The organism is Variovorax flavidus, from assembly GCF_030317145.1.
In the GTDB taxonomy this organism is placed as follows: Bacteria; Pseudomonadota; Gammaproteobacteria; order Burkholderiales; family Burkholderiaceae_C; genus Variovorax; species Variovorax flavidus.
The window spans coordinates 274,791-301,366 of sequence record NZ_JASZYE010000005.1 but is presented as its reverse complement, the minus strand read 5'-3'; the positions used below and the strand labels follow the sequence as shown (position 1 = coordinate 301,366).

Annotated in this window: 28 protein-coding genes and 1 tRNA gene; 16 read left to right on the top strand and 13 right to left on the bottom strand. The window is 66.5% G+C overall.

The features are described 5' to 3' along the window. Positions 1 to 6 precede the first annotated feature (6 nt). Genes QTH90_RS23225 through QTH90_RS23215 form a run of 3 tightly spaced genes read left to right on the top strand, consistent with a single transcriptional unit; the run spans position 7 to position 2,292 of the window. The gene (locus QTH90_RS23225) at positions 7 to 804 is read left to right on the top strand and encodes a TlyA family RNA methyltransferase (protein WP_286666925.1); all 798 of its coding nucleotides are present in this window, start codon (positions 7 to 9) and stop codon (positions 802 to 804) included. After that, positions 782 to 1,615 carry a methylenetetrahydrofolate reductase [NAD(P)H] gene (gene metF, locus QTH90_RS23220; protein ID WP_286667012.1) on the top strand — a complete coding sequence of 278 codons (834 nt, stop codon included), beginning with the start codon at positions 782 to 784 and terminating at the stop codon, positions 1,613 to 1,615. The genes QTH90_RS23225 and metF overlap by 23 nt, the downstream gene beginning before the upstream one ends. A 26-nt stretch (positions 1,616 to 1,641) precedes the next feature. After that, a complete protein-coding gene (locus QTH90_RS23215; protein ID WP_286666924.1) occupies positions 1,642 to 2,292 on the top strand; it encodes a septal ring lytic transglycosylase RlpA family protein in 651 nt (216 codons plus the stop codon). A gap of 133 nt (positions 2,293 to 2,425) precedes the next feature. Here the strand turns inward: QTH90_RS23215 and QTH90_RS23210 are convergent, their stop codons facing one another. Further along, positions 2,426 to 3,376 carry a 23S rRNA (adenine(2030)-N(6))-methyltransferase RlmJ gene (locus tag QTH90_RS23210; RefSeq protein WP_286666923.1) on the bottom strand — a complete coding sequence of 317 codons (951 nt, stop codon included), beginning with the start codon at positions 3,374 to 3,376 and terminating at the stop codon, positions 2,426 to 2,428. Between the two features lie 194 nt (positions 3,377 to 3,570). Between QTH90_RS23210 and rplM the strand changes: the two genes are divergently transcribed. From rplM to mdtD, 4 genes are all read left to right on the top strand, one after another. After that, positions 3,571 to 4,002, top strand: a complete 432-nt coding sequence (gene rplM / locus QTH90_RS23205) for a 50S ribosomal protein L13 (protein ID WP_028249522.1) — start codon at positions 3,571 to 3,573, stop codon at positions 4,000 to 4,002. A 12-nt stretch (positions 4,003 to 4,014) separates the two neighbouring features. Beyond that, positions 4,015 to 4,407 (top strand): 30S ribosomal protein S9, encoded by a 393-nt coding sequence (rpsI, locus tag QTH90_RS23200; RefSeq protein WP_093109516.1) that lies wholly within the window; start codon positions 4,015 to 4,017, stop codon positions 4,405 to 4,407. A 115-nt stretch (positions 4,408 to 4,522) separates the two neighbouring features. After that, the gene (erpA, locus tag QTH90_RS23195; RefSeq protein ID WP_007827949.1) at positions 4,523 to 4,888 is read left to right on the top strand and encodes an iron-sulfur cluster insertion protein ErpA; all 366 of its coding nucleotides are present in this window, start codon (positions 4,523 to 4,525) and stop codon (positions 4,886 to 4,888) included. A gap of 75 nt (positions 4,889 to 4,963) precedes the next feature. Continuing rightward, positions 4,964 to 6,382, top strand: coding sequence for a multidrug transporter subunit MdtD (mdtD, locus tag QTH90_RS23190; RefSeq protein WP_286666921.1), 1,419 nt, complete (start codon positions 4,964 to 4,966; stop codon positions 6,380 to 6,382). A 34-nt stretch (positions 6,383 to 6,416) separates the two neighbouring features. Here the strand turns inward: mdtD and QTH90_RS23185 are convergent, their stop codons facing one another. Beyond that, positions 6,417 to 7,529 (bottom strand): anhydro-N-acetylmuramic acid kinase, encoded by a 1,113-nt coding sequence (locus tag QTH90_RS23185; protein ID WP_286666920.1) that lies wholly within the window; start codon positions 7,527 to 7,529, stop codon positions 6,417 to 6,419. Positions 7,530 to 7,578: 49 nt separating this feature from the next. Then, positions 7,579 to 8,928, bottom strand: coding sequence for a M23 family metallopeptidase (locus QTH90_RS23180; RefSeq protein WP_286666919.1), 1,350 nt, complete (start codon positions 8,926 to 8,928; stop codon positions 7,579 to 7,581). A gap of 159 nt (positions 8,929 to 9,087) precedes the next feature. Here QTH90_RS23180 and tyrS point away from each other — a divergent pair, with 159 nt between their 5' ends. Then, a complete protein-coding gene (gene tyrS / locus QTH90_RS23175; protein ID WP_286666918.1) occupies positions 9,088 to 10,320 on the top strand; it encodes a tyrosine--tRNA ligase in 1,233 nt (410 codons plus the stop codon). A gap of 139 nt (positions 10,321 to 10,459) precedes the next feature. Here the strand turns inward: tyrS and QTH90_RS23170 are convergent, their stop codons facing one another. After that, the gene (locus QTH90_RS23170; RefSeq protein ID WP_286666917.1) at positions 10,460 to 11,068 is read right to left on the bottom strand and encodes an OmpA family protein; all 609 of its coding nucleotides are present in this window, start codon (positions 11,066 to 11,068) and stop codon (positions 10,460 to 10,462) included. Further along, the gene (locus tag QTH90_RS23165; protein ID WP_286666916.1) at positions 11,065 to 11,553 is read right to left on the bottom strand and encodes a FecR family protein; all 489 of its coding nucleotides are present in this window, start codon (positions 11,551 to 11,553) and stop codon (positions 11,065 to 11,067) included. Before QTH90_RS23165 ends, QTH90_RS23170 begins: the two co-directional genes overlap by 4 nt. A 131-nt stretch (positions 11,554 to 11,684) precedes the next feature. Here QTH90_RS23165 and QTH90_RS23160 point away from each other — a divergent pair, with 131 nt between their 5' ends. Next, the gene (locus QTH90_RS23160; protein ID WP_286666915.1) at positions 11,685 to 12,605 is read left to right on the top strand and encodes a cation diffusion facilitator family transporter; all 921 of its coding nucleotides are present in this window, start codon (positions 11,685 to 11,687) and stop codon (positions 12,603 to 12,605) included. Next, complete coding sequence (gene dtd, locus QTH90_RS23155; RefSeq protein WP_286666914.1) at positions 12,602 to 13,045, top strand: D-aminoacyl-tRNA deacylase; 444 nt, start codon at positions 12,602 to 12,604, stop codon at positions 13,043 to 13,045. The genes QTH90_RS23160 and dtd overlap by 4 nt, the downstream gene beginning before the upstream one ends. Before the next feature lie 13 nt (positions 13,046 to 13,058). On the opposite strand, the gene ybeY is transcribed toward dtd, so the two are convergent. Both ybeY and QTH90_RS23145 read right to left on the bottom strand, forming a co-directional pair. Next, positions 13,059 to 13,511, bottom strand: coding sequence for an rRNA maturation RNase YbeY (gene ybeY, locus QTH90_RS23150; protein WP_286666913.1), 453 nt, complete (start codon positions 13,509 to 13,511; stop codon positions 13,059 to 13,061). 114 nt (positions 13,512 to 13,625) lie between these two features. Further along, a complete protein-coding gene (locus tag QTH90_RS23145; RefSeq protein ID WP_286666912.1) occupies positions 13,626 to 14,564 on the bottom strand; it encodes a PhoH family protein in 939 nt (312 codons plus the stop codon). Positions 14,565 to 14,599: 35 nt separating this feature from the next. On the opposite strand from QTH90_RS23145, the gene ruvA reads away from it, so the two are divergent. Continuing rightward, entirely contained in the window at positions 14,600 to 15,172 is a 573-nt protein-coding gene (gene ruvA / locus QTH90_RS23140; protein WP_286666911.1) for a Holliday junction branch migration protein RuvA, read from the top strand. Between the two features lie 9 nt (positions 15,173 to 15,181). Here the strand turns inward: ruvA and QTH90_RS23135 are convergent, their stop codons facing one another. Beyond that, positions 15,182 to 15,616: a hypothetical protein gene (locus QTH90_RS23135; protein WP_286666909.1), complete on the bottom strand. Its 435-nt coding sequence runs from the start codon at positions 15,614 to 15,616 to the stop codon at positions 15,182 to 15,184. Between the two features lie 87 nt (positions 15,617 to 15,703). Between QTH90_RS23135 and ruvB the strand changes: the two genes are divergently transcribed. Next, complete coding sequence (ruvB, locus tag QTH90_RS23130) at positions 15,704 to 16,759, top strand: Holliday junction branch migration DNA helicase RuvB (protein ID WP_286666908.1); 1,056 nt, start codon at positions 15,704 to 15,706, stop codon at positions 16,757 to 16,759. On the opposite strand, the gene QTH90_RS23125 is transcribed toward ruvB, so the two are convergent. Then, positions 16,756 to 18,513, bottom strand: coding sequence for a lysoplasmalogenase family protein (locus tag QTH90_RS23125; RefSeq protein ID WP_286666907.1), 1,758 nt, complete (start codon positions 18,511 to 18,513; stop codon positions 16,756 to 16,758). The genes ruvB and QTH90_RS23125 overlap by 4 nt on opposite strands. Positions 18,514 to 18,650: 137 nt before the next feature. On the opposite strand from QTH90_RS23125, the gene QTH90_RS23120 reads away from it, so the two are divergent. The 3 genes from QTH90_RS23120 (at position 18,651) to QTH90_RS23110 (ending at position 21,098) form a co-directional block, all read left to right on the top strand. Beyond that, positions 18,651 to 19,529 (top strand): UDP-2,3-diacylglucosamine diphosphatase, encoded by an 879-nt coding sequence (locus QTH90_RS23120; protein WP_286666906.1) that lies wholly within the window; start codon positions 18,651 to 18,653, stop codon positions 19,527 to 19,529. Further along, positions 19,526 to 20,725 carry a glycosyltransferase gene (locus QTH90_RS23115; RefSeq protein ID WP_286666905.1) on the top strand — a complete coding sequence of 400 codons (1,200 nt, stop codon included), beginning with the start codon at positions 19,526 to 19,528 and terminating at the stop codon, positions 20,723 to 20,725. The genes QTH90_RS23120 and QTH90_RS23115 overlap by 4 nt, the downstream gene beginning before the upstream one ends. A 163-nt stretch (positions 20,726 to 20,888) precedes the next feature. After that, positions 20,889 to 21,098: a hypothetical protein gene (locus QTH90_RS23110; protein WP_286666904.1), complete on the top strand. Its 210-nt coding sequence runs from the start codon at positions 20,889 to 20,891 to the stop codon at positions 21,096 to 21,098. A gap of 63 nt (positions 21,099 to 21,161) precedes the next feature. Here QTH90_RS23110 and QTH90_RS23105 read toward each other — a convergent pair. Further along, positions 21,162 to 21,238: transfer RNA gene (locus tag QTH90_RS23105), tRNA-Met, on the bottom strand. A gap of 172 nt (positions 21,239 to 21,410) precedes the next feature. On the opposite strand from QTH90_RS23105, the gene QTH90_RS23100 reads away from it, so the two are divergent. Further along, positions 21,411 to 23,207, top strand: coding sequence for an RNA polymerase sigma factor (locus QTH90_RS23100; RefSeq protein ID WP_286666903.1), 1,797 nt, complete (start codon positions 21,411 to 21,413; stop codon positions 23,205 to 23,207). 21 nt (positions 23,208 to 23,228) lie between these two features. Here the strand turns inward: QTH90_RS23100 and QTH90_RS23095 are convergent, their stop codons facing one another. The 3 genes from QTH90_RS23095 to QTH90_RS23085 are packed head-to-tail and all read right to left on the bottom strand — an operon-like array spanning position 23,229 to position 26,565. Beyond that, complete coding sequence (locus QTH90_RS23095; protein WP_286666902.1) at positions 23,229 to 24,008, bottom strand: enoyl-CoA hydratase; 780 nt, start codon at positions 24,006 to 24,008, stop codon at positions 23,229 to 23,231. A gap of 41 nt (positions 24,009 to 24,049) precedes the next feature. After that, positions 24,050 to 25,843, bottom strand: a complete 1,794-nt coding sequence (locus tag QTH90_RS23090) for a M61 family metallopeptidase (RefSeq protein ID WP_286666901.1) — start codon at positions 25,841 to 25,843, stop codon at positions 24,050 to 24,052. Further along, positions 25,843 to 26,565, bottom strand: a complete 723-nt coding sequence (locus QTH90_RS23085; RefSeq protein WP_286666900.1) for a DsbC family protein — start codon at positions 26,563 to 26,565, stop codon at positions 25,843 to 25,845. The genes QTH90_RS23090 and QTH90_RS23085 overlap by 1 nt, the downstream gene beginning before the upstream one ends. Positions 26,566 to 26,576 lie beyond the last annotated feature (11 nt).

Genomic DNA, 26,576 nt, shown 5'->3' with positions numbered 1-26,576 from the left:
AGCGCTTTGCGCGCCGATCAATTGCTTGTCGAACGCGGCCTCGCCGCGTCGCGCTCGCAAGCCGTCCGGCTGATTGCCGGCGGTTTGCGCTGGCGCGACGGAACGGCCTGGCGCGTGGTCAACAAGAACCGTGACGAGGTGCCAGAGACGGCCGAGCTCGAACTGCTCGATGCCGCCGAGGCGCGCTACGTTTCGCGTGGCGGGCTCAAGCTCGAGGGTGCCCTGGCCGCGACCGGGGTCGACTCGCGCGGGCGGCGATGCCTCGACGTGGGCCAGTCGACGGGTGGCTTCACCGACTGCCTGCTGCAGCAGGGTGCAGAGCACGTGGTCGGCGTCGACGTGGGCCACGGCCAGTTGCATTCGCGCGTGCGCGACGATGCGCGCGTGACCGCCGTCGAAGGCGTCAACGCCCGCACGCTGAGTGCCGATGCCTGGGCAGACCAGTCGCCTGGCGATACGCATTTCGGGTTGATCGTGGGTGATCTCTCGTTCATCTCGCTCACGCTGGTGCTGCCGGCGCTGGTGCCGTTGCTCGCGCCGGGCGGCGACCTGCTGATGCTGGTCAAGCCGCAGTTCGAGTTGCAGCCCGGGCAAGTCGGCAAGGGCGGCATCGTGCGCGATCCCGCGCTGTACGCGGTCGTCGAGCAGCGGCTGCGCGATGCCTGCGCGGCGCTCGGCCTGCACGTGCAGCGGTGGCTCGACAGCCCGATCGCCGGTGGCGACGGCAACCACGAGTTTTTCATTCATGCCGTTCATGCAGACGGCGAACCAGGAGCCGGCCGTGCGCCTTCCGCTGAGCTTTGAATTCTTTCCGCCCAAGACGCCCGAAGGCGCGTCCAAGCTGCGCGCGGTGCGGCAGCAGCTCTATGCGCAGGCGCCCGAGTTCTGCTCGGTGACCTACGGCGCAGGGGGCTCGACGCATGACGGTACCTTCGGCACCGTTCGCGAGATCCTGGGCGAAGGCGTTGCTGCCGCCTGCCACTTCTCGTGCATCGGCGCGACCAGGGCGACCGTGCGCGAGCAGCTCGCCGAGCTGAAGGCGATGGGCGTCGATCGCCTCGTCGCATTGCGCGGCGACCTGCCGAGCGGCTATGGCATCGGTGGCGAATTCCTCTACGCGAGCGATCTGGTCGCCTTCATCCGCGAAGAGACCGGCCGCGATTTCCACATCGAGGTGGCCTGCTATCCCGAAGTGCATCCGCAGGCGCGATCGCCCGAGGCCGACCTGCACGCCTTCGCGGCCAAGGTGCGTGCCGGCGCCGATTCGGCCATCACGCAGTACTTCTTCAGCCCTGAGGCCTACTTCCGCTTCGTCGACGACGCGCGGGCCATGGGCCTCGACACGCCGATCGTGCCGGGCATCATGCCGATCACGAGTTCGACGCAGCTCATGCGCTTCTCCGACGCCTGCGGCGCAGAGATCCCGCGCTGGATTCGCCTGCGGCTGCAGAGCTTCGGCGACGACACCTCGTCGATCAGGGCCTTCGGCCTCGATGTGGTCACGGACCTGTGCGAACGGCTGTGCGCCGGCGGCGCACCGGCGCTTCACTTCTACACGATGAACCAGTCGGTGGCGACGCTCGGCGTGCTGCAGCGGCTCGGCTGGAGTGCATGAGTTTGGGTAGGCGTCTCGCCGGCAGCTTGCCCGCGCTCGTCGCGGCGCTGGGTCTGGCGGCGTGTACCACCCAGCCCTCGACGGGCGATGGTGCGGAAGGCGCGGCGCAGCTCAGGCTGCGACCCCTGGTCAAGCAGCTGACGGTGCCGCCCGGCGCGCCGCCGCGCTCCCAGGTGCCCTCCGTGCGTTACGACCTCGCGGTGTCCGGCACAGGCGAGGCGGCACTGGATGACGGCGTGCCGGGCGACGAGGGGCCGCGCGAGATTTTTGAACGTGGCGGCGCTTCCTGGTATGGCATCCAGTTCCATCAACGCAAGACGGCGAGCGGCGAGCGGTTCGACATGACGGAGTTCACCGCCGCCCACAAGACGCTGCCGTTCAACACGCGGGTGTGCGTTCGCAGCCTGGTGAACGGGCGGGAAGTGCTGGTCCGCATCAATGACCGCGGTCCCTACACCTCGGGCCGCATCATCGACCTGAGCCGCGCCGCCGCCGAGTCGATCGGCCTGCTGGGGCTCGGGATCAAGCAGGTGGCGCTGCATATCGTGGACAAGGACACGGATCGCTGTGGCGGGACGGTCGTCGGTCAGGTTGACCCACCAGCGGCGGCACCGGCAGCAGAGCCGACGCTCAAGGTGAAACCTGCGCGCAAGCTGATACCGCTCCATCGGAAGTGATGTTGCTCGCCCCCAGGCTTGCTCACTGCGTGTAGCCGCCTACCCCCTGCCGGGGGCAACACCAGCGGCCCGGCCAAGCCGGTTCCGCGGTGTTTCGCGGATGGGCACGGCATTGCGCCGGACGGCGCGGGTTTTATCCGCCGCTGTCGAGGGAGAAGGTGGCGTTGCGGTCCTGGCCGAGGCGGTCGGCCATTTGCGGCAGCGCGGCTGCAAGCAGGGGTTTCAGCGTGTAGGGCGGATTGATCAGGAACATGCCGCTGGCGGGCAGGCCCGGGCGGTGCGTGGCGCCGGTCGCGTCGGTGGTGATCTTGCTCGACTTGACCGTCAGCGTGGCATGCAGCCAGGGCTTGCCGGCCTTGGTGGCCATGGTCTTGAGGCGGCGGGGCAGGTCGTGTGCCTCGGGGCGCGGAATGATGGGGTACCACACGGCGTAGGTGCCGGTCGCGAAGCGCTTGAGCGCCTCGGCGACGAAATCCAGCACGCGGGCGTAGTCGCTCTTGATCTCGTAGCTCGGATCGCACAGGACCAGGGCGCGGCGCGACGGCGGCGGCAGGAACTTGGTGGCGCTGCCGAAGCCGTCGTCACGCAGCACGCTGATCTGGCGGCCGGCTTCGAGTTGCGCGATGTTCGCGTCGAGCGTGCGGGCGTCGGTCGGATGCAGCTCGAACAGCTTGAGCTTGTCGTGATCGCGCAGCAGGTGGTGGGTGATGAACGGCGAACCCGGATAGATGCGCGCGCCGCCCTTGGGATTGAAGGCGCGGATCACCTCGAGATAGCGCGAGAGGGCGTCAGCGAGGGGCTCGGGTGGCTTTTCGGCCGCCTTTTTTGCCGATCCCTTGGCGGGGCTGGCCTCGGCCGGGGCGGGCTTGGGATCGGAAAGCAGGCGCAGCACGCCGTCCGCCGCTTCACCGCTGGTGCCGGCATAGTCGCCGTCGAGCCGGTAGAGGCCGGCACCCGCGTGGGTGTCGACCACCGTCAGGGCAGCGTCTTTTTCGAGCAAGTAGTCGAGCGTGGCAATCAGCACCGTGTGCTTGAGCACGTCGGCGTGGTTGCCGGCGTGGAAGGCGTGGCGGTAACTGAACATGGCCCCGATGGTAACCGCCGGCCCCCCGAAACGGCGCCGGATTGCCTCGGAAGGGCGATTCTTCGTATAATCGAGGGCTTCGCAGCGCTTTTGTGGCCCCGCGGCGAAGGAACTGAACCCACCTAAGAGATTCCCGCCAGAGGAACGCCGACCGTGGAAAAGGGCCCGCCAAACCCTCTTCAAAGAGAAAACTCATGACCAAAACGTTCAGCGCCAAGCCCGCTGACGTGACGCACGAGTGGTTTGTGATTGACGCGACCGACAAGGTCCTCGGACGAGTAGCCAGCGAAGTTGCTCTCCGTTTGCGCGGCAAACACAAGGCCATTTACACGCCTCACGTCGATACCGGTGACTTCATCGTCATCATCAACGCAGCCCAGCTGCGCGTCACCGGCGCCAAGCCGCTTGACAAGGTGTACTACCGTCACTCGGGCTATCCGGGCGGCATCACGGCCACCAACTTCCGCGACATGCAAGCCAAGCATCCGGGCCGCGCCCTGGAAAAGGCCGTCAAGGGCATGCTGCCCAAGGGTCCGCTCGGCTACGCGATGATCAAGAAACTCAAGGTGTACGGTGGCGCAGAGCACCCGCATACCGCCCAACAGCCCAAAGTGCTGGAACTGTAAGGAGCCTTGAGAATGATTGGTGAATGGAACAATGGCACCGGCCGTCGCAAATCCAGCGTCGCCCGCGTGTTTCTGAAAAAAGGCACCGGCAAGATCACGGTCAACGGCAAAGACATCCAGGATTTCTTTGGCCGCGAAACCTCGATCATGATCGCCAAGCAACCGCTTTTCTTGACCAACAACGTCGAAACCTTCGACATCATGGTCAATGTGGCAGGTGGCGGTGAATCGGGCCAGGCCGGCGCAACGCGCCACGGCATCACCCGCGCCCTGATCGACTACGACGCGACGCTCAAGCCGGTGTTGAGCCAGGCTGGCTTCGTGACGCGCGATGCGCGTGAAGTCGAACGTAAGAAGGTCGGTCTGCACTCCGCACGCCGCCGCAAGCAGTTCTCCAAGCGCTGATCGCCTTTTGGGCTTATCGCTTGCACTGTCAAAAAGCCGCCTTCGGGCGGTTTTTTGCTGTTTGAAGTAGCATTCATCGATCGGCCGCACGTTCGGCCCCACAGGAGTCCCCTTAATGAGCGCCGTTGCAGAAAACATCCAGACCCAGATGCCCGAGCCCATCGTCTTCACGGACAGCGCCGCGGCCAAGGTCGCCGACCTGATCGCCGAAGAAGGCAACCCCGATCTCAAGCTGCGCGTGTTCGTGCAGGGTGGCGGCTGCTCGGGCTTCCAGTACGGTTTCACCTTCGATGAAATCACCAACGAAGACGACACGACGATGACCAAGAACGGCGTGTCCCTGCTGATCGATGCCATGAGCTACCAGTACCTGGTCGGCGCCGAGATCGACTACAAGGAAGACCTGCAAGGCGCCCAGTTCGTGATCAAGAACCCGAACGCCACCAGCACCTGCGGCTGTGGATCGAGCTTTTCGGCCTGATGTGCTGAGCTTTTTCGCGTTCCTTCAAGAAGCCGCCTCCGGGCGGCTTTTTGCTGCCCGTCACTTTCTGCCTTCATGACTTCATCGAGTTCCCCGCGCAAGAGCCTGCTGTGGCTGGTCGCCATCGGCTTCTTCATGCAGACGCTCGATGCGACGATCATCAACACCGCGCTGCCCTCCATGGCGGCCAGCCTGGGCGAGAGCCCCTTGCGCATGCAATCGGTGGTGGTGGCCTACTCGCTCACCATGGCGATGCTGATCCCTGCCTCGGGCTGGATAGCGGATCGCTTCGGCACGCGCCGGATCTTCTTCGCCGCCATCGTGCTGTTCGTGCTCGGCTCGGTGCTGTGCGCCTTGTCGCGGGGCATCGGGCAGTTGGTCGCGGCACGTGTCATCCAGGGGATGGGCGGTGCGCTCCTGCTGCCTGTCGGGCGCCTCGCATTGCTTCGCACCGTGCCGAGGGCCGAGTTCCTGGCCGCCATGAGCTTCGTCGCGATCCCCGGGTTGATCGGCCCGCTGCTCGGTCCGACGCTGGGCGGGTGGCTGGTGCAGTACGCATCGTGGCACTGGATCTTCCTGATCAACGTGCCGGTGGGCCTGATCGGATGCTTCGTCACGCTGCGTGTCATGCCGGACCTGCGGGCGGATCTGCTGCACCGCTTCGATGCGGTCGGCTACGCGTTGCTGGCCTTTGGCATGGTGTCGATCTCGCTCGCGATCGACGGTGTCTCCGGACTGGGATTGCGCCAGGTCGGCGTGCTCGTGCTGCTGGTCTTCGGCTTCGCAAGCATCACGGCCTATTGGCTGCATGCGGTACGCCGACCCTATCCGCTTTTCGAGCCGGCGCTTTTCGGCATCCCGACCCTGAGCATCGGCCTGCTCGGCAATCTGTTCTCGCGTCTTGGCAGCGGCTGCATGCCCTTCCTGATCCCGCTGCTGCTCCAGGTCTCGATGGACTATTCGCCGCTGAAGGCGGGGCTCATGATGCTGCCGATCGCGCTGGCGGGCATGGCGATGAAGCGCTTCGCCACGCCATTGATCACGCGATACGGCTACCGCCGCGTGCTGGTCGTCAATACCGCGCTGGTGGGGCTGACGATGGGGAGCTTCGGCCTCACCACGCCTTCGCAGCCGGTCGTGCTGCACATCGTCCAGTTGCTGGTGTTCGGAGCGGTCAATTCGCTGCAGTTCACCGCCATGAACACGATCACGCTGAAGGACCTGGACGGCAGCATGGCGAGCGCCGGCAACAGCCTTCTGTCGATGGTGCAGATGCTGGCGATGAGCCTCGGCGTGGCTGCTGCGAGCGCGGTCCTCGCGGGCTACACCGGGATCTTCGGCAGCGACACGCCGCTGGAGACGCTGCACGCGTTCGAGGCGACCTTCGCGAGCATGGGGCTGATCACGCTGGCCTCCGCGCTGATCTTCTGGCACTTGCCGCCGGAGGCGCGCGCAGTGCAGCCGGCGCAGCCGGAGGTTTCGGGTCAGGGGTGACGCGGATCGGCGATGGCGCCGGTCCAGCCGCAAATCAAGCGGGGTAGATAGCGCCGAGAACGCGCGCGCCGCGTGCGCCGGTGACGCTGGCGAGGTTGCCCGGCTGGCCGAGCATGGTGCTGCGCGCCAGCCACGCGAATGCCGCGGCCTCGACTTCCTGCGGCGGCAAGCCGCGTTCGGCGGACGAGACCACTTCCACCGATGGCAGCAGTGCGCGCAGCCGCGACAGGAGATGGAGGTTGAGCGCTCCGCCGCCGCAGACGATCAGCAACTGGCTGTCCGGTCCGTAGCGCGTCAGGTGGGTCGCGCAGACTTGGGCGGTCAGCTCAGTCAGCGTGGCTTGCACATCGGCATGCCTCGCATCCGACGTGCCCATGTGCGAGGCCAGCCAGTTCGGATTGAACAGGTCGCGACCCGTGCTCTTGGGCGGCGCCTTGGCGAAATAGGCATCGCCGAGGAGCCGTGACAGCAGTTCCGGCAGCACCTGGCCGCTGGCGGCCCATTGGCCGGCCGCGTCGAAGGGCTGGCCGATGTGTGTCTGGCACCAATGATCGATCAGTGCGTTGCCCGGACCGCAATCGAAGCCCAGCACCGTGCCGCTGCCCGCCGGCAGCAGGCTGAGATTGGAAATGCCACCGATGTTCAGCACGGCGACTGCCCGGTCGTCGCGTGCAAACAGCGCCCGATGGAATCCGGGCACCAGGGGCGCGCCCTGGCCGCCCGCTGCCAGATCGCGGCTGCGGAAATCCGCCACCACGGGAATGCCGGTCAGTTCGGCCAGCAGCGAGGGGTTGTTGATCTGCAGCGTGTACCCGACGTCGTCGAATTCACCGGGGCGATGGCGCACCGTCTGTCCGTGCGCGCCGATGGCGGTCACGGCGCCGGCCGAGATGCCTGCATCGGCGAGCAACTGCTGCGCCACGCGCGCATAGACCCGGGCGAGGCCGTTACCGGCGAGGGCGGCGCGGTGCAGTTCGTTGTCACCGCCGGGGGAATTGAGCGCCATCAACTCGGCGCGCAGGCTCACCGAAAACGGCGCTGCCGCAAAGCCCTGGACCGCAATGCGTCCGTCCGAAAAATCGGCCAGCACGCCGTCGACGCCGTCCAGCGAGGTGCCCGACATGAGGCCGATGAAGAGTTCAGCCATGGTTCGGGAGGATTGTGGAGGGATCACCCGGGCCGCCAGGGCCCGTTGCTCAATCCGCGCTGGCTTGCACCACCGAGAAGGCGGCCGAAAGCTCGGTGCGCGTCGCGAGGGCGAGGCGCTCGAACGCAGGGCGTGCCGCTGCAGTGATCGGAACGCCGCCTTCCTGTTGCGCAATGGTGGAAGGATCGTGGTATTCGCCATTCACCCGGAATTCGAAGTGAAGGTGCGGGCCGGTTGCCCAGCCGGTCGAACCGACGGCGCCCAGGGTCTGGCTCTGGCTGATGCTCTGGCCGGTCTTGACGTCGACGCGGCTCAGGTGGGCATAAGCCGTTTCCTGGTTGTTGCGGTGCTTGACGATCACGATGTTGCCGTAACCGCTTTGCGTACCCGCGAACTCGACCGTGCCATCGCCAACGGCGCGAACGGGCGTGCCCGTGGGTGCAGCGAAGTCGATGCCGTGGTGCTGGCGCCAGCTGTTGAGGATCGGATGCAGGCGCATTGCAAAGCCGCTCGATACGCGCGTGAATTCGACAGGCGAGCTCAGGTAGGCGCGGCGCAGGCTGTCACCGTTGGGGCGGTAGTAGCCGCCTTTCTGGCCGGGCTCCTGGAACCACAGCGCCTGGTGCAGCTTGCCGTTGCTTTCGAATTCGGCCGAGAGCACGCGGCCGCTGCGCAGCGACTGGCCGTCCGCGTCGAAGGTCTCGTACACGACGGCAAAGCGGTCGCCCTTGCGCAGCGAGCGGAAGTCCACGTCGCCGGAGAAGACGTCAGCCAGCTGGCTTGCCACGGAATCGGGAATGCCCGCGTCATCCGTTGCCGCAAAAAGCGAGGTGCGAACCACGCCGCTTGCGAGGCGGGTGCCGGGCGTCAGCGCGTCGGATTCGGTGCGGGCAATGAAGCCGTTGCCTTTTTTCTCGACCACGAGGCGCTTGAAGCCGCCGTCACTGTCGGGAATCCAGCGTGCGCTGAGCTTTTGCAGCGTGTTTTCCTGCGTGGCTTCCGCCGAGACCGTACGGCCAGGGCGACTGAGCAGGGCGGTGCGCGCCTCGGGGTTGCCCCGCACGAAAGCGGCGGCTGCCGGGTCGGCAATGCCCAAGCGCCTCAACAGCGCTTCGGCGGTGTCGCTCGAACGGGTGGTTTCGTTACGGAACAGCGTGAAGCTGTGGGTGTCCAGTGCTTCGACCTGCTCGGCGAACGACAGCGGCTTGACCGCTTCGAAGACCTGCCGGACAGGGAGGTCGGCCGCGTCGGGGCCGAGCGAGGCAACAGCAAAGGCACCGCCACCCGCGGACAGCAGCAACGCGGCGATCGCCGCCGTGATCTGCTTCGGATACGTCCGGAATGTGTGAGCCACGCGCGAAGCAATCAGCTCCTCGGCGGCCAGAATGCCGTTGATCAAACTTAGAAATTCCAACTCAGGTTCTGCAAATCCGTGCTGCGGAGGCCGTGTCGAACGGGCGGCAGGACGGTGCGGGCATACAGCGCCGCTTAGAATCCGGCGCTTGAAAAGTCGGGCTGAGTATAGCTTCGGCCATACAAAAATCAGCCAAAAAGCCCAATGAACCCCGGTTTTGTTACATCCGCAAGTCTGTCCGAAGGTGTAGGACGAGCCCTCGAAATTTCACTCCGTGGAACTGACGAGTTGCTCCCCCAGGATGAATGGGTGCGCAAGCTCCAGCGATCCGAAGCGACGGGAACGCCCCTGCGCATCAAGCTGGGCCTGGACCCCACCGCGCCTGACATCCATATCGGTCATACGGTGGTACTCAACAAGATGCGCCAGTTGCAGGATCTCGGGCACACCGTGATCTTCCTGATCGGCGACTTCACCACCACCATCGGCGACCCGTCGGGCCGCAACAGCACCCGGCCGCCCCTGACGCGCGAGCAAATAGAGGCCAACGCCCAAACGTACTACCGGCAAGCCAGCCTGGTGCTCGACCCCTCGAAGACCGAGATTCGTTACAACTCCGAATGGAGCGATCCGCTCGGCGCCCGCGGGATGATCCAGCTGGCGGCCAAGTACACCGTAGCGCGGATGATGGAGCGCGACGACTTCAGCAAGCGCTTCAAGGCGGGCCAGTCGATCTCGGTGCACGAGTTCCTCTACCCCCTGATGCAGGGCTACGACTCGGTTGCGCTCAAGTCCGACCTCGAACTCGGCGGCACCGACCAGAAGTTCAACCTGCTGGTCGGCCGCCATCTTCAGCAGGAATACGGCCAGGAGCCGCAGTGCATACTCACTATGCCGCTGCTGGAAGGCCTCGACGGCGTCGAGAAGATGTCGAAGAGCAAGAACAACTACATCGGCATCAGCGAGGACGCGAACACCATGTTCGCCAAGGTGCTGTCCATCTCCGACACCCTGATGTGGCGGTGGTACACGCTGCTGAGCTTCAAGTCCCTGGCGGATATCGCGGCCCTCAAGGCCGAGATCGAAGCCGGCCGCAACCCGAAGGACGCCAAGGTTGCCCTGGCCAAGGAAATCACCGCGCGTTTCCACAGCCCCGCCGCCGCCGAAGCCGCCGAGCAGGACTTCATCAACCGCAGCAAGGGCGGCGTGCCCGATGAGATCCCCGAGCTTGCCTTGACTGGCGCCCCCCTCGGCATCGCCCAACTGCTCAAGCAGGCCGGCCTGGCCTCTTCAACCTCGGAAGGCAACCGCCTCATCGACGGCGGCGGCGTACGCGTCGACTCGACCGTCATCAGCGACAAGTCGCTCAAGCTCCCCGCAGGCAGCTACGTCGTCCAGGTCGGCAAACGCAAATTCGCCCGAGTCACCCTGACCTGACCCGACCCGACCACGGCGGTCGGCGAAGCCAGACCCATCCGCGAAACACCGCGGAACCGGCTTGGCCGGCCCGCTGGTGTTGCCCCCGGCAGGGGGTAGGCGGCTACACGCAGTGAGCAAGCCTGGGGGCGAGCAACATTCACCGGACTTCGATCGTCACCCGCCGGTTCCGGGGCTCATTGACCTCATCGGCGGTCGGGACCGCCAATTCGCGTTCGCCACGGCCGACCGCATCGACGCGCGTCTGTGGAAAGTTGCGCTCCACGAAGAGTTGCCGGACCAGCAACGCCCGGTCGCGCGAGAGCTCGTCGTTGCGCGCGGCGGCGCCGATGGTGTCGGTATGCCCGGTCACCACGATCTCGCCGCCGCTGCGCGCCAGCGCCGCAGCCAGGGCCTCGCTCATCACGGCCAGCGATTCCGGCGTGAGGACGGTGCCGCCGACCTGGAAATACAGCGTGAAGCGCTGCGCCGGAGGCGGCATCAGATCGAACAGCGCCGGGTGATCGGACTTCACGCGTTCGGGGTCGGCCTTGTCGACGATGGGTGCGCCCCGCGTTCCGACGGCGGCCGTCGCTCGCTCGAAGGGGTGGGACAGCGTCTCCACGCCTTCTTCGGTGCTCACCATCACCGCCGACGGCTTGCCGTCAGGCTGGGGCAGCAGCACGACGCGAGTGCCGGGGGTGGAGCATGCCGCGAGCAGCGCGAACGAGAGCAGGGCGGATAGAAAGGCGAAGCGACGAAGGATCACGGCTGCCCGTCCGCCTGCACGATGAAATCCGTCCCTCGAATACCGATGACCGCCGTCTGCGTCTCGACCCGCACGGCGTCGGGATTGGTCTTGCCGATCAGGCCGGTGATCATGCGCAGGGAACCTCGCAGCAGCGACACCAGCATGCCGCCGTCCTGCGTGGTCGAATCGAAATGGAATTGCTTGAGGTCCAGTCTCGACGATGGACCGACGACCATCGAAGTGCCGTCGCGAAGCACCACGCTCGCGCCGGAATCGGGGCCGGTCACGATGCGATCGATGGGTGCGACCGCGTCCCCGGGCCCGGCGCCTCGTGCGGCACCATTCGCGCTCAGCAACTGAACCTCGCCGCGCACGGACTTCAAGGTCCCCGCCCGCATTTCTCCGACGGCCGCCGGAGACGCATCCGGTGCCGTCTGGGCCAACGCACAGGTATTGATGGCCAGGATGAGGCCGCTCAAGGTGATGGCAATACGCTTGTTCACGAACGCTTCTGCAAAAGTCTTGGGATGTCAGGCAATAGTACGCGAGAGAGGATTCGCTGGTCGTGCCCCGATAATTCGGCACAATTTTTCAGCTTTGCTGGCAATCATTTCCATCTCTCGCCGCCCCTGATTTGAATCTCGCCGCCCTGAGCCCCAAGCAGTTGCTCCGCGTCTCGATCGCGGTGGCGCTCATCACCATCGTGCTCAAGGGCGCGGCCGGGTACGTCACCAATTCCATGGGTCTCATCTCGGACGCGATGGAATCGTTCGTGAACCTTGCGAGCGCCACCTTTGCATTGGCGATGGTCACCGTCGCCGCGCGGCCTGCCGATGAAGACCATCCCTATGGCCATCACAAGGCCGAGTATTTCTCGTCGGGCTTCGAGGGCATCCTGATCATCGGCGCGGCCATTGCCATCCTCTGGGTGGCGGTAGCGCGGCTGTTGTCGCCGCAGCCACTCGAACAACTCGGCTGGGGCTTGGCGCTGTCCGTCCTCAGCTCGGCCTTCAACGGTGCGCTGGCCTTCGTGCTGTTCCGCGCGGCCCGTGCCCATCGTTCCATTGCGCTAGAGGCGGATGCGCGCCATCTGGTGACCGACGTATGGACATCCGCTGGCGTCGTGATCGGCATCGTGGCGGTCGGTTTGACCGGTTGGCTGTGGCTCGACCCGGTCCTCGCCATCGGCGTGGCGCTGAACATCGTGCGCGAAGGCGTGAAGCTGGTCTGGCGTTCGTCCCAGGGCCTGATGGACGAGGCGCTTGATCCCGAGTCCCTCGCGATGCTGGATGCGACGCTGGAGCGCTTTGCCCGTAGCGTGCCCGAAGGCGCGCAGCTGCGATTCGACGACATCGTCACGCGCCGCGCCGGCCAGAGGCGCTTTGCCGATCTGCACATGCACGTGCCAGGCACCTGGTCGCTCGAACGCGCCGCCGCCTTGCGCGATGCCCTCGAGCAGGCGTTGATGGACGCGGTGCCCGGCCTCCGCGTGACCATCCAGTTGCTGCCGCTCGGCATGGAAGCGCGGGCAACGCAGAAGGAGCCCACCGCATGAAGGCATTGCTCCAGCGCGTGACCAGTGCACGGGTCGACATCGCCGGCCGCACCGCAGGCGCAATCGAGGCGGGATTGCTCGTGCTGTTGTGCGCGGAGCACGACGACACTGATGCGCTGGCCGACCGCATGCTCGCAAAGATCCTGAAGCTGCGGATCTTCTCGGACGATGCCGGCAAGATGAACCGCAGCGTGCAGGACATCGGCGGAGGCCTGTTGGTGGTGAGCCAGTTCACGCTCGCCGCCGATGTGAGCGGCGGCAACCGACCCAGCTTCACGCAGGCCGCGCCCCCTGATGAAGGTCGGCGGCTCTATGAATATTTCGTGTCCCGGGCGCGCGCCGCGCATCCCGTGGTGGCGACCGGCGAATTCGCGGCCGACATGCAGGTGCATCTGGTCAACGACGGCCCCGTGACCATCCCGCTGCAGATGTCGCCCTGAGGGCCTTGCGACCTCAGTAGGGGTTGCGGATGCCGAGCCCCGCCAGGATCTCGATCTCGCGCGCTTCCATGGCCTCGGCGTCTTCCTCGCCGGTCTCGTGGTCCCAGCCCTGCGCATGCAGGGTGCCATGCACCAGCAGATGCGCGTAATGCGCGGCCAGCGTCTTGCGCTGTTCTTTCGCCTCCCTGGCAACCACCGGCGCGCAAAGCACCAGGTCCGCCATCACGACAGGCGCCTGCGCATAGTCGAAGGTCAGCACATTGGTCGCGTAGTCCTTCCCGCGGAATTCGCGATTGAGTTGCTGCCCCTCGTCGGCATCGACGATGCGTACGGTCAGTTCGCCATCCGCATCCAGCGCATGGCGAATCCAGCGCACCACGCTGTGCCGTGGAAGCGCCGCCCGATGCCGCTCCACCCCCTTGAAACGCGCGAACTGGAGCGACAAAGACAGTGATGCCAACGCCATCTCAGCCCCCCCATCCCAGGAATACCGCGGAACCGGTTCCGCCGGGCCGCCGGTATTGCCCCCGGCAGGGGGAAGGCGAAGCGACACGAAGTGCGCGAAGACTGGGGGTGAGCTTCATTTGCTTTTGCGCGCGTTGTCGTAGGCATCGACGATGCGGGCGACCAGCGGATGGCGCACCACGTCGGCGCTCGTGAAGTGCGTGATGGCGATGCCGTTGACCCGCTTCAGCACCCGCTCCGCATCGATGAGGCCGCTCAGTTGCGCCTTCGGCAGGTCGATCTGGCTCACGTCGCCGGTGACGACCGCCTTGGCGCCGAAGCCGATGCGCGTGAGAAACATCTTCATCTGCTCGGGCGTGGTGTTCTGCGCTTCGTCGAGGATCACGAAGGCGTTGTTGAGCGTGCGGCCGCGCATGAAGGCGAGCGGCGCGATCTCGAGCGCATTGCGCTCGAAGGCCTTCTGCACGCGGTCGAAGCCCATCAGGTCGTAGAGCGCGTCGTACAGCGGCCGCAGATAGGGGTCGACCTTCTGCGTCAGGTCGCCGGGCAGGAAGCCCAGGCGCTCGCCTGCTTCCACCGCGGGCCGGGTCAGCACGATGCGCTGCACGGCGCTGCGTTCGAGCGCATCGACCGCGCACGCCACGGCAAGATAGGTCTTGCCCGTGCCGGCGGGGCCGATGCCCAGCGTGATGTCATGGTTCGCGATGTTGTGCAGGTAGATGCTCTGGTTCGGCGTGCGGGCGCGCAGGTCGGCACGCCGCGTGGCGAGCATCACGGCGCCGTCCTCGGCCTCGGTCATCGAGCCGTCTCCCGCCAGCGTGAGCTGGACGACCGCGGCGTCGATCGGCCGCTGGGCAATCTCGTAGAGCGCCTGCAGGACGTCCATGGCGCGCTGCGCGTTGACCTTGGGTCCGTCGATCTTGAACTGCTCGTGCCGGTGCGCGATCTTGACGTTGAGTGCTTCCTCGATGCGCCGCAGGTTCGCGTCGAGCGGACCGCAGAGGTGGCCCAGACGCGTGTTGTTGGGCGGGGCGAAGGTGTGTCGCAGAATCACGCGGATTTCATTTTCAAAAAGCGAGAAGGGCACCCATGATAGGCAAACTCACCGGCATCCTGGCCGAACGCAATCCGCCGCAGGTGGTGGTGGACTGCAACGGCGTCGGCTACGAGGTCGATGTGCCCATGAGCACCTTCTACAACCTGCCGGGCGCCGGCGAGCGGGTGTCGCTGCTCACGCACTTCGTGGTGCGCGAGGACGCGCAGATTCTCTACGGCTTCGGCACCGCCGCCGAGCGCGCGGCCTTTCGCCAGCTGATCAAGATCTCCGGCGTGGGGCCGCGCACGGCGCTGGGCGTGCTCAGCGGCATGAGCGTGAGCGAGCTTGCGCAGGCCATCACGCTGCAGGAGGCCGGGCGCCTGGTGAAGATCCCCGGCATCGGCAAGAAGACGGCCGAGCGGCTGCTGCTCGAACTCAAGGGCAAGCTCGGCGCCGACATCGCGCTGCCCGCCCACGCGGCGAGCGACGCGCAGGCCGACATCCTGCAGGCGCTGGTCGCGCTCGGCTACAGCGACAAGGAAGCGGCGGCGGCGCTCAAGGCGCTGCCCAAGGACGTCGCGGTCGGCGAGGGGATCAAGCTGGCCTTGCGGGCGCTCGCCAAGTAGGGCGGCGGCTCAGCGCCAGTCCTGCATCGCGAGCGCCATCGCGAACAGGACGGTCTGCACGACCACCACGATCCCGTGGCGCTGCATCAGCTTGCGAGCCTCCAGCACGCGGTCGGCCAGCTGGCGCGATCCGTCGGAGCCGAGGCGCAGGCCGAGCTTTTCCAGGCCGCTGTCCAGCGCAGACGTCGAGGCGATCGCGCCTTGTACAAGCCCCTCGAACAATGAAGCGGCGAGCGCGAGGCGCAGCGCCAGATAGCGTTCGGGCAACCCGATCAGCCCGACCATCGCGTAGATGAACCAGGCCGCCGAAGGCAGCGAGCGCCCCGTGAGGGCGAGCACCAGCCCGGCGATGAAAGCGAGCGCGAGCCCCCAGAGTGCCAACGCGCCGCTGGCACGCAGCAGGCCGGCGGTGGTGGCGCACAGTGCGCGGTCGTTGTCATTCATGAGGTGGTTCGGCCCCTTCCCGGTGGCGCATTCTGCCGCAGGGCCGGCGCCGACAGGCCCTAAACTGCGCGCTCAGCCCATTGCCCCATGACCATCCAGACCGACGATTTCGCCCCGGCCCCGCAACGCGTGGTGTCCGCCGCGCCCGCCTCGCCCAACGAAGAAGCCATCGAGCGTGCGTTGCGGCCCAAGCTGCTCGACGAGTACGTCGGCCAGGCCAAGGTGCGCGAACAACTCGAGATCTTCATCGGCGCGGCGCGCCATCGCGCCGAGGCGCTCGACCATGTGCTGCTGTTCGGCCCGCCGGGCCTGGGCAAGACCACGCTCTCACACATCATCGCGGCCGAACTCGGCGTGAACCTGCGCCAGACCTCCGGCCCGGTGCTGGAGAAGCCCAAGGATCTCGCGGCGTTGCTGACCAACCTCGAGCGCAACGACGTGCTCTTCATCGACGAGATCCACCGCCTCTCGCCCGTGGTCGAGGAAATCCTCTATCCCGCGCTGGAGGACTACCAGATCGACATCATGATCGGCGAGGGGCCGGCAGCGCGCAGCATCAAGCTCGACCTGCAGCCCTTCACGCTGGTCGGCGCGACCACGCGGGCGGGCATGCTGACGAATCCGCTGCGCGACCGCTTCGGCATCGTCGCGCGGCTGGAGTTCTACACGGCCGAGGAACTGGCGCGCATCGTGCGCCGCAGCGCCGGCCTGCTGGCCGTGCCGATGGATGACGACGGCGGCCTCGAGATCGCGCGCCGTTCGCGCGGCACGCCCCGCATCGCCAATCGCCTGCTGCGCCGCGTGCGCGACTACGCGCAGGTCAGGAGCGACGGCCGCATCACCGTCGACGTGGCGCACAAGGCGCTGGCGATGCTCGACGTCGATCCGCAGGGCTTCGACCTGATGGACCGCAAGCTGCTCGAAGCCGTCATCCACCGTTTCGACGGCGGCCCGGTCGGCCTGGACAACATCGCCGCGAGCATCGGGGAGGAGTCCGGCACGATCGAGGACGTGATCGAGCCCTACCTGATCCAGCAGGGCTACCTGCAACGCACGCCGCGCGGCCGCATCGCGACGCTGGCCGCGTACCGGCACCTGGGCGTTGCAGCGCCGCAGCGCGACGGGGACATGTTCGGAAGCTAGATGGCCGCCAGTGCGGGTGAAGTGCGGGTCGCATTCACCGTCGATGCATTCGAGGCGATCAACCACTGTGCCGCGTAGTAGCTGGCCAGCACCCACAGCGACGCGACCGGTAACGGCCAGACGAAGCGGTTGGTCGCCAGCAAGGCGTCGCTCAGCATGAAGAGGCAGGCGCCTGCGGCGACCCGCCGCGCCGACGCGTTTCCGACAATCGTCGCCCGCCCGAGCGCCTGGGCCGCCATGCAGGCTATCACCACGACGTAGATTCCCACGGGCGCCCGTAGGCCGGGCGGCAAGCCGCCCGCCAGAAGGAAGGCGTACATCAGCACGCCGACGGCCAGCGTGGCGGCAAGGGCGCGCCGCCTTGGAAACAGGCCGACCCCCGAGGCAAACAGTGCGATGTATGCCAGATGTGCCAGCAAGAAGCAGACGAGCCCCGGCACGAAGAATTGCGGCCACATCAGAAGTACGTCACCGGCCAGGGAAGCCACGAGTCCGCCCACCAGCAGCAGGGCGAAGCGGCTCGGCATGTTCAGCGCGCGGGCGCGCATCGATGCAAAGGCGATGAGGATCACCAGCGCGAGCGGCTTGAAAACCAGATGAAGGCCTGTGATGCCCAGCGCGCCGCTCGCGGTGGCCAGCGCCGCCGCATCGATGAAGAGGACTTCGACCCACGACAGCCGGCCCTGAAGCACCGCGCCAGTCGCCCACAATCCGGCCGTCAGCGCGGTAAGCCACACCAGCGACGACGTGAACGGGAACGTGTCCGAGTACCAGAGGAAGGCGGTGGCGCCGCCCAGCAGCGCCATGAACTGGATCGCCGCGAAGACCTGCACGCCGCGGGAAGCAGGCGGCTCGTAGCGACGCACCTCCGCGATATCGAAAGGCGGCTTCGGGTCCAGCGCCGCCACGTCGGCCGGCCGCCAGCCCGGAGGCTTGAACCAGATGCGCAGCTTGTCGCGCCAGCGCCGCGTCCGCCATGTGTCGCGCGCGAGGGACCAATACACCTCGGCATTGGCCCAGACCGGATCCCAGCTCTGCAACGGACTGCGCGTGCCGTAGACGCAGGGCTCGTCCTCTTCCTTGAAGGTGCCGAAGAGGCGGTCCCACACGATCAGCACGCCGCCGTAGTTGCGGTCGACGTAGCGGTCGTTCACGGCGTGATGCACGCGGTGGTTCGAAGGCGAGCAGAACCAGCGGTCGAACCAGCCCAGCTTGCCGACCTGCTCGGTATGCACCCAGAACTGGTAGAGCAGATCGATCAGGGCGACCGCGCCGAAGACCAGCGGCGGCACGCCTGCCAGCGCCATCGGCAGATAGAAGATCCAGCCGAGCAGCGCGCCGCTGGAGGTCTGGCGCAGCGCGGTGGACAGGTTGTAGTGCTGGCTCTGGTGATGCACTACGTGTGCGGCCCACAGCACCGCGCTTTCGTGGCCGAAGCGATGAAGCCAGTAGTAGCAGAAGTCGTAGAAGACGAGCGCCAGCACCCAGCCGTACCACTGCATCCAGAAGTCATCGTTCCGAAACAGGGCGAAGGCCGACCAGATCGCGGTGTAGATGCCGATGCGCAGGAGACCGGTGATCGCCGCGCTGATCTGGCTGAGCATGCCCAGGCCGATGCTGTTGAGCGTGTCCGGCAGGCGGTAGGTGTCCTGGCCGGTCCCGCGCCGGGCGCGCAGGCGTCCCACGAGGAATTCGATCCCGATCATCAGAAAGAAGACGGGTGTCGCAAGAACGATGATCTGGCCGGGTCGCATGCGACGGATTCTCCCGTGCATGCGGCTCGACTTCGCTGCCGGCGCGTCATGGTTTGCCCGAAGAAACCCGCCGCTGTCATCGGCAAGTCATTCCTGTGCCATGGCCGCGTCACGCGTGGAAGCGATCGTGTCCGTCCATGCAACGCGACGACGCCTTTCTTCGCGCATGGCGCGATTCCGCCCCCCAGCTTCCCGACCCGGAAGACGGGGATGCCCTGCGCCCGCCGCAGAAGTACCGCACGCTCTGGATCTCCGACCTGCACCTGGGCACGCCCGGCTGCCAGGCACGGGCGCTGCTCGATTTCCTGAAGCACACCGAGTGCGAGACCCTGTTCCTCGTCGGCGACATCATCGACGGCTGGCAGCTGCGGCGTCACTGGTATTGGCCGCAGGCGCACAACGACGTGATCCAGAAGCTGCTGCGCAAGGCGCGCAAGGGCACGCGCGTGATCTTCATCCCTGGCAATCACGACGAATTCGCGCGCAAGTACCTGCATCACAACTTCGGCGGGATCGATGTCGCGGAGGAGTGGATCCACGAGACCGCGGACGGCCGCAAGCTGTGGGTCATGCATGGCGATCTGTTCGACGGCGTCATCCAGTGCGCGAAGTGGCTGGCGCATGTGGGCGACTCGCTCTATGAATTCACGCTCAAGCTGAACCGGCATCTCAACTCCCTGCGAGCGCGCATGGGGTTGCCGTATTGGTCGCTGTCGAAGTACCTGAAGCTGAAGGTCAAGCGCGCGGTGAGCTACGTGGGCGATTTCGAGAACGCGGTGGCGCGCGAAGCGCGCAGGCGGGGCGTGCAAGGCGTCGTGTGCGGCCATATCCACCACGCGGAACTGCGCGACATCGACGGCATCCTCTATGCCAACGACGGCGACTGGGTCGAGAGCCTCACCGCGCTGGCGGAGCATGCCGACGGGTCGCTGGAGATCCTGCACTGGGCGCAGCACATGCCCGTCGAGACCCGCGTCGGGCGTGCGGCTTCGCGGCGCGAGCCGGCGCACGCATGAAGCGCGCCGCCTTGCTTTCACCGCGCCGCACGGATCGGATCGTCGACCTCGTCTACTTCAACGCCGGCGGCGGGCATCGCGCCTCCGCGCTGGCGCTCGAGGCGGCCATCCACCGGGCGGGACTTCCGTGGACCGTGCGGCTGGTCAATCTGCGCGAAGTGCTGGACCCCAAGGACAGCTTCCGCAAGCTGACGGGCATGGACCCGGAGGACGTCTACAACAAGCGCCTGGCGCGCGGCTGGACGCTCGGCCTGGCGCAGGAGCTGAAGCTGCTGCAGGGAATGATCCGCTGGGGACATTCGACCCTGCTGCGGCAACTGCAGCAGCATTGGCTGGCGACCGAGCCTGACATGGTCGTGTCGTTGATCCCCAACTTCAACCGCGCTTTGTGCGAGGCGCTCGCTTCGACGTTGCCCGGCGTTCCGTATGTGACGGTGCTGACCGACCTGGCGGATCACCCGCCGAACTTCTGGATCGAAAAAGGCCTGGACCAACACTTCGTCTGCGGAAGCCCCAGGGCCGTGCAGCAGGCGCGCGAGGCCGGGTATGCGGACGAGCGCATCCACGCGAGTTCCGGCATGCTCATCCGCTCGGCATTCCATGACGCGAAGCCGATCGACCGTGCCGCAGCGCGGATCTCGATGGGGCTCGACCCCGACCGCCCGACCGGCATCGTGCTGTTCGGCGGGCAGGGCTCCAAGGCCATGCTCGGCATTGCGAAGCGGCTGCCCGACACCCAGCTCATCCTCGCTTGCGGGCACAACGCGAAGCTCGCCCGGGAACTGCGCGCGCTGCCGTCGCGGGCGCCGCGCCTGGTGCTGGAGTTCACGCCCGACATCGCCCAATACATGCAACTGGCCGACTTCTTCATCGGCAAGCCTGGGCCTGGCAGCCTCAGCGAGGCCGTGCAGATGCAGTTGCCGGTGATCGTCGTTCGCAATCGGTGGACCTTGCCGCAGGAGCGCTACAACGCCCAGTGGGTGCGCGAACGGGGCGTCGGGCTGGTCTGCGCGACCTTTGCCAAAGTGGCGGAGTCGGTCGATGCATTGACCCTGAACCTGGAGCGTTACCGGGCGGCGACACGCAGCATTCGCAACGAAGCGATCGTCGAACTGCCGCGAATTCTTCAGGGCATCCTCGAAGACGCGAGTGCGGTGTCGAGGACGGAAGCGCGCCGGATCGGGATTTGCATGTAACGAATTACTCCTAATCGATGGCACACTTCTGCAAAGTCAACGATGCAGTGCATTTTTGACACGCTCGCGAAAAATAAAACTTTAGAGTTACAACATAGTTACACTTGGGGCCTTCTGACGACCGGGCAGCGTCGTGCGAAGGCAGAACAACCGAGGAGCAACTGTGAAGAACTCATCCTGGTACGTGGTCGTGGGCCTTGCGGCAGTGGCGGCATGCCTTGCCGGCTGCGACGGCGGCGGGAGGGATGGTTCCATCGGCACCAGTGCTGCGTCGGCGGCTCCGTCGGGCTCATCGTCCCCTGTCGTGGTCACGTGGCAGCCGCCGGACAAGCCGGCTGAATTCCTCAGCGCCTGGAGGCGCCCCAAGGACTGAGCACCCACCGACTCCCCAATGCAAAAAAGCCTGCTATCGAAGTGATAGCAGGCTTTTCTTGTTTGGTGGCTCTTCACGGACTCGAACCGCGGACCTGTGGATTATGATTCCATCGCTCTAACCGACTGAGCTAAAGAGCCGAGCCCGAGATTATAGCCCGGCTTCGGTCCGTTTTCAGCGGCCCGACGGAAGTTTCCGGAAGTCGTCCGGAGGCGGGCCTCGCGATCAGACGGGCCATCGTCTCGACGGAATGCACTTCTTCCACCCCTGAACGGCGGTGCAGGCCGCAGAACGTGGGGTCAAAATCGGCCGATGCGCGCGCCCACTGAAATTCCCAGCCTCGACGACGCCACGCCGGACGATGAGTTGATGCTCGCGTATGCCGGAGGAGAAGCGTCCGCCTTCGACGCGCTCTATGCGCGCAACGAGAGAGCGCTTTACCGTTTCGTTCGGCGCCTGCTCGGCATCCGGTTCGCGGGCGAGGTCGACGAGGTGTTCCAGGAAACCTGGATGCGGGTGAGCACCGCGAGGGAGAGCTTTTCGCCTGAAAGTACCTCCTGGCGCGTCTGGGCCTTCACCATTGCGCACAACCTTGCCATGGACCGGCTCCGGCTGAGTGGCCGCGAGGTCGCGTTCTATGCGCACGACGAAGACGGCGATGGCCTCGATGCCGCGCAACTCTTCAGCCGCGGACTGCTCAGTGACGACGGCGGCGCTGCCAACGATCCCTCGCACCCTTCGGACGAGGAACTCGCCTTCTGGCGAGCCGCGGGGCGCCGGCTGCTGGCCTGCCTCGACGAATTGCCGAACGAACAGCGCGCCGCCTTCCTGTTGCAGCACGAGGAGGGCTTCACCGTCGAGACGCTGACCGGTGCGCTCGACGTCGGCGCCGAAACCGTCCGCAAGCGGTTGCGCTCCGGCTTGAAGAAGTTGCGGGGCTGCATGGAGCGCTATCTGTCGGTCCTGGAACAGGGCACCGGTACATCGGAGGACATCCCGGACGACCTGAGCGACCCGCATTTGTGGCGGGCGCTGGAACACGCTCCGGACCAGAACACGGCCCCTGACTGGCGGTATCGCAAGGCCATCCTGAAGAGGGCGGGCGATATCGTCGGCGCGCTCGATCCGGAAGAGGCGGAAGCCGAACTGGAAATGGCCGCGCGGCCATGGTGGCGGCGGATCGGTCCGTCGGGGGGCAAGCGCTCGCGCATACCTTGGGTGGCAGGGTTGGCCACGCTGTTGGTCGCGACGCTGGTGACGCTGCTCTGGCGGCGCGAACCGGCCGTCGCGCCGCAGCTCGATTCGGGGCTGCAAGCGTCCGCGTCAGGGTCTAGGGCCAGCGGGGCGGATGCGTCGCAGCGCCCAGCCCTGGCTGAATCCGGGCTGTCGAAGGATTCTTCGTCGGCATCGTCGGCATCGTCGGCGTCCCCGCCGTCCCCGCCGTCTCCTGCGCCGCCGGAGCCAAAGGCCCCGCCTGCGCCTGCGCCTGTGCCTGAGGCGAAGCCGCCAGCCGTTTCCGTCGCACCGCCGCCGCCGCCGCCACCGGCGAAGGTGCAAAAGGTGCCGCAGCCCTCATCGCCGGGACGCGAAAGCGCGGACGCTGCGAAATCCGTACAGCCGGTCCTGCCTGCCTCGCCACCGACCGCACCACCGGCCGCACCACCGGCCGGCGGCGCGCCCGGCGCCGCACGCGTTGCACCTCCGCCGGCCGTGCGCACGGAGGCGACCGATCCGCCAACGTTCGCAGCGCTTTCGCAGTGGAACCGCATCACGATCACCCGGCGCAACGGAGAAAGCCGCACGCTGCCGCGCGCCGAAGCGCGCGACCTGAATGCCTTGCTGGGTTCCGCCGCGATCTCTGCCGTCGGGTCGCAGCCGTTGTCCGGCACGCCGGAATACCGGATCACGCTGCAGCGCGATCGCGAAGTGCTGGCGGTGTTCGAGGTCGCACCGAAGCAGGTGCGCTGGCGCGAAGGAAAGACGCCGTCCGCCACCGGAGTGCCATCCGCGCCGGCGCTCGCGGCACTGCGCGACGCGCTGCGGGACGCGGTACAGGAGCCGCCGGCGATCCCCGTCCCCGCGGTTGTCCCGCCGGCACGAAATCCCTAGCTGGCGCCCCCGGGCGCTGCGTCACTGGTGCTTGAAGTCGGCGGCGCGCTTGTTCAGGAAGGCGTCCATGCCTTCCTTCTGGTCCGCGGTTGCAAAGAGCGCGTGGAACAGCCGGCGCTCGAACATCACGCCGTCCGACAGGCCGCTCTCGAAGGCGCGATTGACGGACTCCTTGGCCGCCATCACCGCGATCTGCGAGAAGTTCGCGATTACGAGCGCCGCGCCCAGCGCCTCGTCGGCCAGCTTCTCGTAAGGAACGATGCGGCTCACCAGACCGGCGCGTTCGGCTTCGGCCGCGTCCATCATGCGACCGGTCAGGACCATGTCCATCGCCTTGGACTTGCCCACCGCGCGCGGCAGGCGCTGAGTGCCGCCGGCACCGGGGATCACGCCGATCTTGATCTCGGGCTGGCCGAACTTGGCGTTGTCCGCGGCAATGATGAAGTCGCACATCATCGCGAGCTCGCAACCGCCGCCCAGCGCGAAGCCGCTCACGGCCGCGATCACCGGCTTGCGGATCTGGCGGATGGTTTCCCAGTTGCGCGTGATGAAGTCGCCCTTGTAGGCGTCGAGAAAGCTGTACTTGGCCATCGCCGCGATGTCGGCGCCCGCCGCGAATGCGCGCTCGCTGCCGGTGACGATGATGCAGCCGATCGCCGGGTCGGCGTCGAAGGCCTTCAGCGCCTGGCCCAGTTCGGTCATCAGCGCGTCGTTGAGCGCGTTCAGCGCCTTGGGCCGGTTGAGCGTGACGATGCCGACCTTCTCGGCCTCGACGCGGACTTCGATGTTTTCGTAGCTCATGCGTGTCTCCTTGATACCAACAATCCGTGGCCCGGCGCGGGCTACGGCCGACTCAGCCATTTCGCGAGCTTGGCCGGGTCCTGCGCGAAGAGGCGCCACGTCGTGACGCCGCTGGGCAAGGTCAGCGCCAGGCGCAGCAGGCGGCGATCCCTCGCGACCAGCGCAGTGGCCTTCTTCAGCGGGCCCAGGTAGAGGGCGAGATCGTCCAGCCGTGCGAGCCGCCAGCCTTGGGCGGGCCGGCCTTTCGCCGCAGGCAGCTCGATGCCGATCCATTCGTCGTTCGCCGAGAAGCCCGCCTGCTCGGCGGCGCCGCCGCGCAGCACGACCTTGACCTGCACGCTGCCGCCGGTCTCGGCCACGCGAAGGCCGAGTTCCTGGGCGCGCTGGGCCGGATCGTCGAGCGCGGCAACGCCGTGCACGCGCAGCAGATCGGACAGGGGCAGTTCATCGGTCGAATGGACCCAGGCGGCGATTTCCCGTGCAAACGAACGTCCGGCAATGGCTTCCAGGGCGGCGGCGAAGTCCGCCTCGTCGATGGGCCCGCCTTCGCTTGTCTTCCAGAGCAGCCGCATCACGTCGTCGAGCGAACCCTTGCCTTCGGCGCGCAGGGTGAGGTCGAAGCACATCGCGACGAGAGCGCCCTTGGTGTAGTAGCTCACCGTGGTGTTCGGCGTCTGCTCGTCCTGGCGGTAGTACTTGATCCAGGCGTCGAAGCTGGCCTCGGCCACCGATTGCACGAGGCGGCCCGGTGTCTGCTGCACCTGGTTGATGGTCTTGTTGACGAGCTTCAGGTAGGTCGCATCGTCGATGCGGCCGGCGCGACGCAGCAGGAGGTCGTCGTAGTAGCTGGTGAAGCCCTCGAACAGCCAGAGCAGCTGCGTGTAGTTCTCACGCGCGTAGTCGTAGCGCGCGAACTCGGCGGGCCGCAGCCGCTTCACGTTCCAGGTGTGGAAATACTCGTGGCTGATCAGTCCGAGCAGCGTGACGTAGCCATCGGTCTGCTTCCGGGCGCCGATCTGGGGCAGGTCGCGGCGCGTGCAGATCAGCACGGTCGAATGGCGATGCTCCAGCCCGCCGTAGCCGTCGTCCACGGCATTGAGCATGAACACATAGCGGTCGTGCGGCGGCTTGGGGCCGTTGCGCTTGCCGACCTTGTCGCCGTGCCAGAAGCGCATCTGCTCCTCGCAGATCGCGCGGGTGTCGGCAATCAGGCGTTCGCCGTCGAAAGACGCGGTCGCGCCGGCGATCACGAAGCGGTGCGGCACGCCGCAGGCCTCGAACTCCGCGCTCCAGAAGGCGCCCATCTCGACCGGGCTGTCGGCCAGTTCGTCGTAGCTGTCGGCGATGTAGCTGCCGAAGCCGTGGCGATCGACCTTCGTGGGCTTCAGCGCCGTGGCGCAGGACCACCGCGCGCCGTCCGCCGAAGTCGGCGGCGCCAGCACCTCGATCGCGTGCGGCCCATCGAGCTGGCCTTCGACCTGGAGGCACAGGCTGGTGCCGTTGAAGAAGCCGCGATCGGCGTTCAGCCAGGCGGTACGCACGGAGTTGTCGTACGCGCAAACCTCGTAGCGCAGCACCAGCGGCTTGCCCGGCGTGCATTCGATCTGCCAGCTGCACTTGTCGAGTTGTGCCGCTTCCAGCTTGCGCCGGCCCTGCACAGCGCGCAGGTTCTGCAGGTTCTTCGAGAACTCGCGCACCAGGTAGCTGCCCGGAATCCACACCGGCAGCGTCACGCGCTGCAGCGCAGCCGGCTGGTCGATGGTCAGCGTGACGGCGAAGAGGTGTGCCTTGCGATCCGCGCACTCGACGCGGTAGTGAATGGCCGGCGCGGCCATCAACTGCGAGCGGCGAGTTGTTTTTCGACCTGCGCTGCCGGCAGCGCTCCCGGTGCGCGCGAGCCGTCGCTGAAGATCAGCGTGGGCGTGCCGGTGATGTTGTACTTCTGGCCGAATTCACGATTGCGGGTGAGCGCGGTGGTGTCGCACTCGCCGGCGTCGGGCGTGACGCCGCGCTGCATCCAGTCATTCCAGGCCTTGGCCTTGTCCTTGGCGCACCAGATGTTGCGCGCCTTGAGGACCGAGTCGGGGCCCAGCACCGGGTACAGGAAGAGATGGATGGTGACGTTGTCGACCTTCGTCATGTCGCGCTCGAACTGCTTGCAGTAGCCGCAGTTCGGATCGGCGAACACGGCCAGCTGGCGCTTGCCGTTGCCGCGCACGATCTTGAAGGCGTCCTTGACGGGTAGCTTGTTGAAGGCGACCTCGCTGAGCTTCTCGACCCGTTCCTCGGTGAGGTTCTTGCGCTCCTTCACGTCGATCAGGTTGCCTTGCAGCAGGTAGTTGCCCTGTTCGTCGGTATAGAAGATCTCGAAGCCGTTGATGCGCACTTCGTAGATGCCCGGCATCGGCGACTTGGTGATTTCGTCGATCTTCGCGAACTGCGGGATGCGCGCAGCCAGGTTCTTGCGGATCTCCGCTTCGCCGGCGCTCGCGTTCAGGGCGTAGCCCAGTGTCAGCGCGGCCATCGCCGCAAGGAGGGGGCGGGTGAGTTTCTTCATGGTGGTGTTCC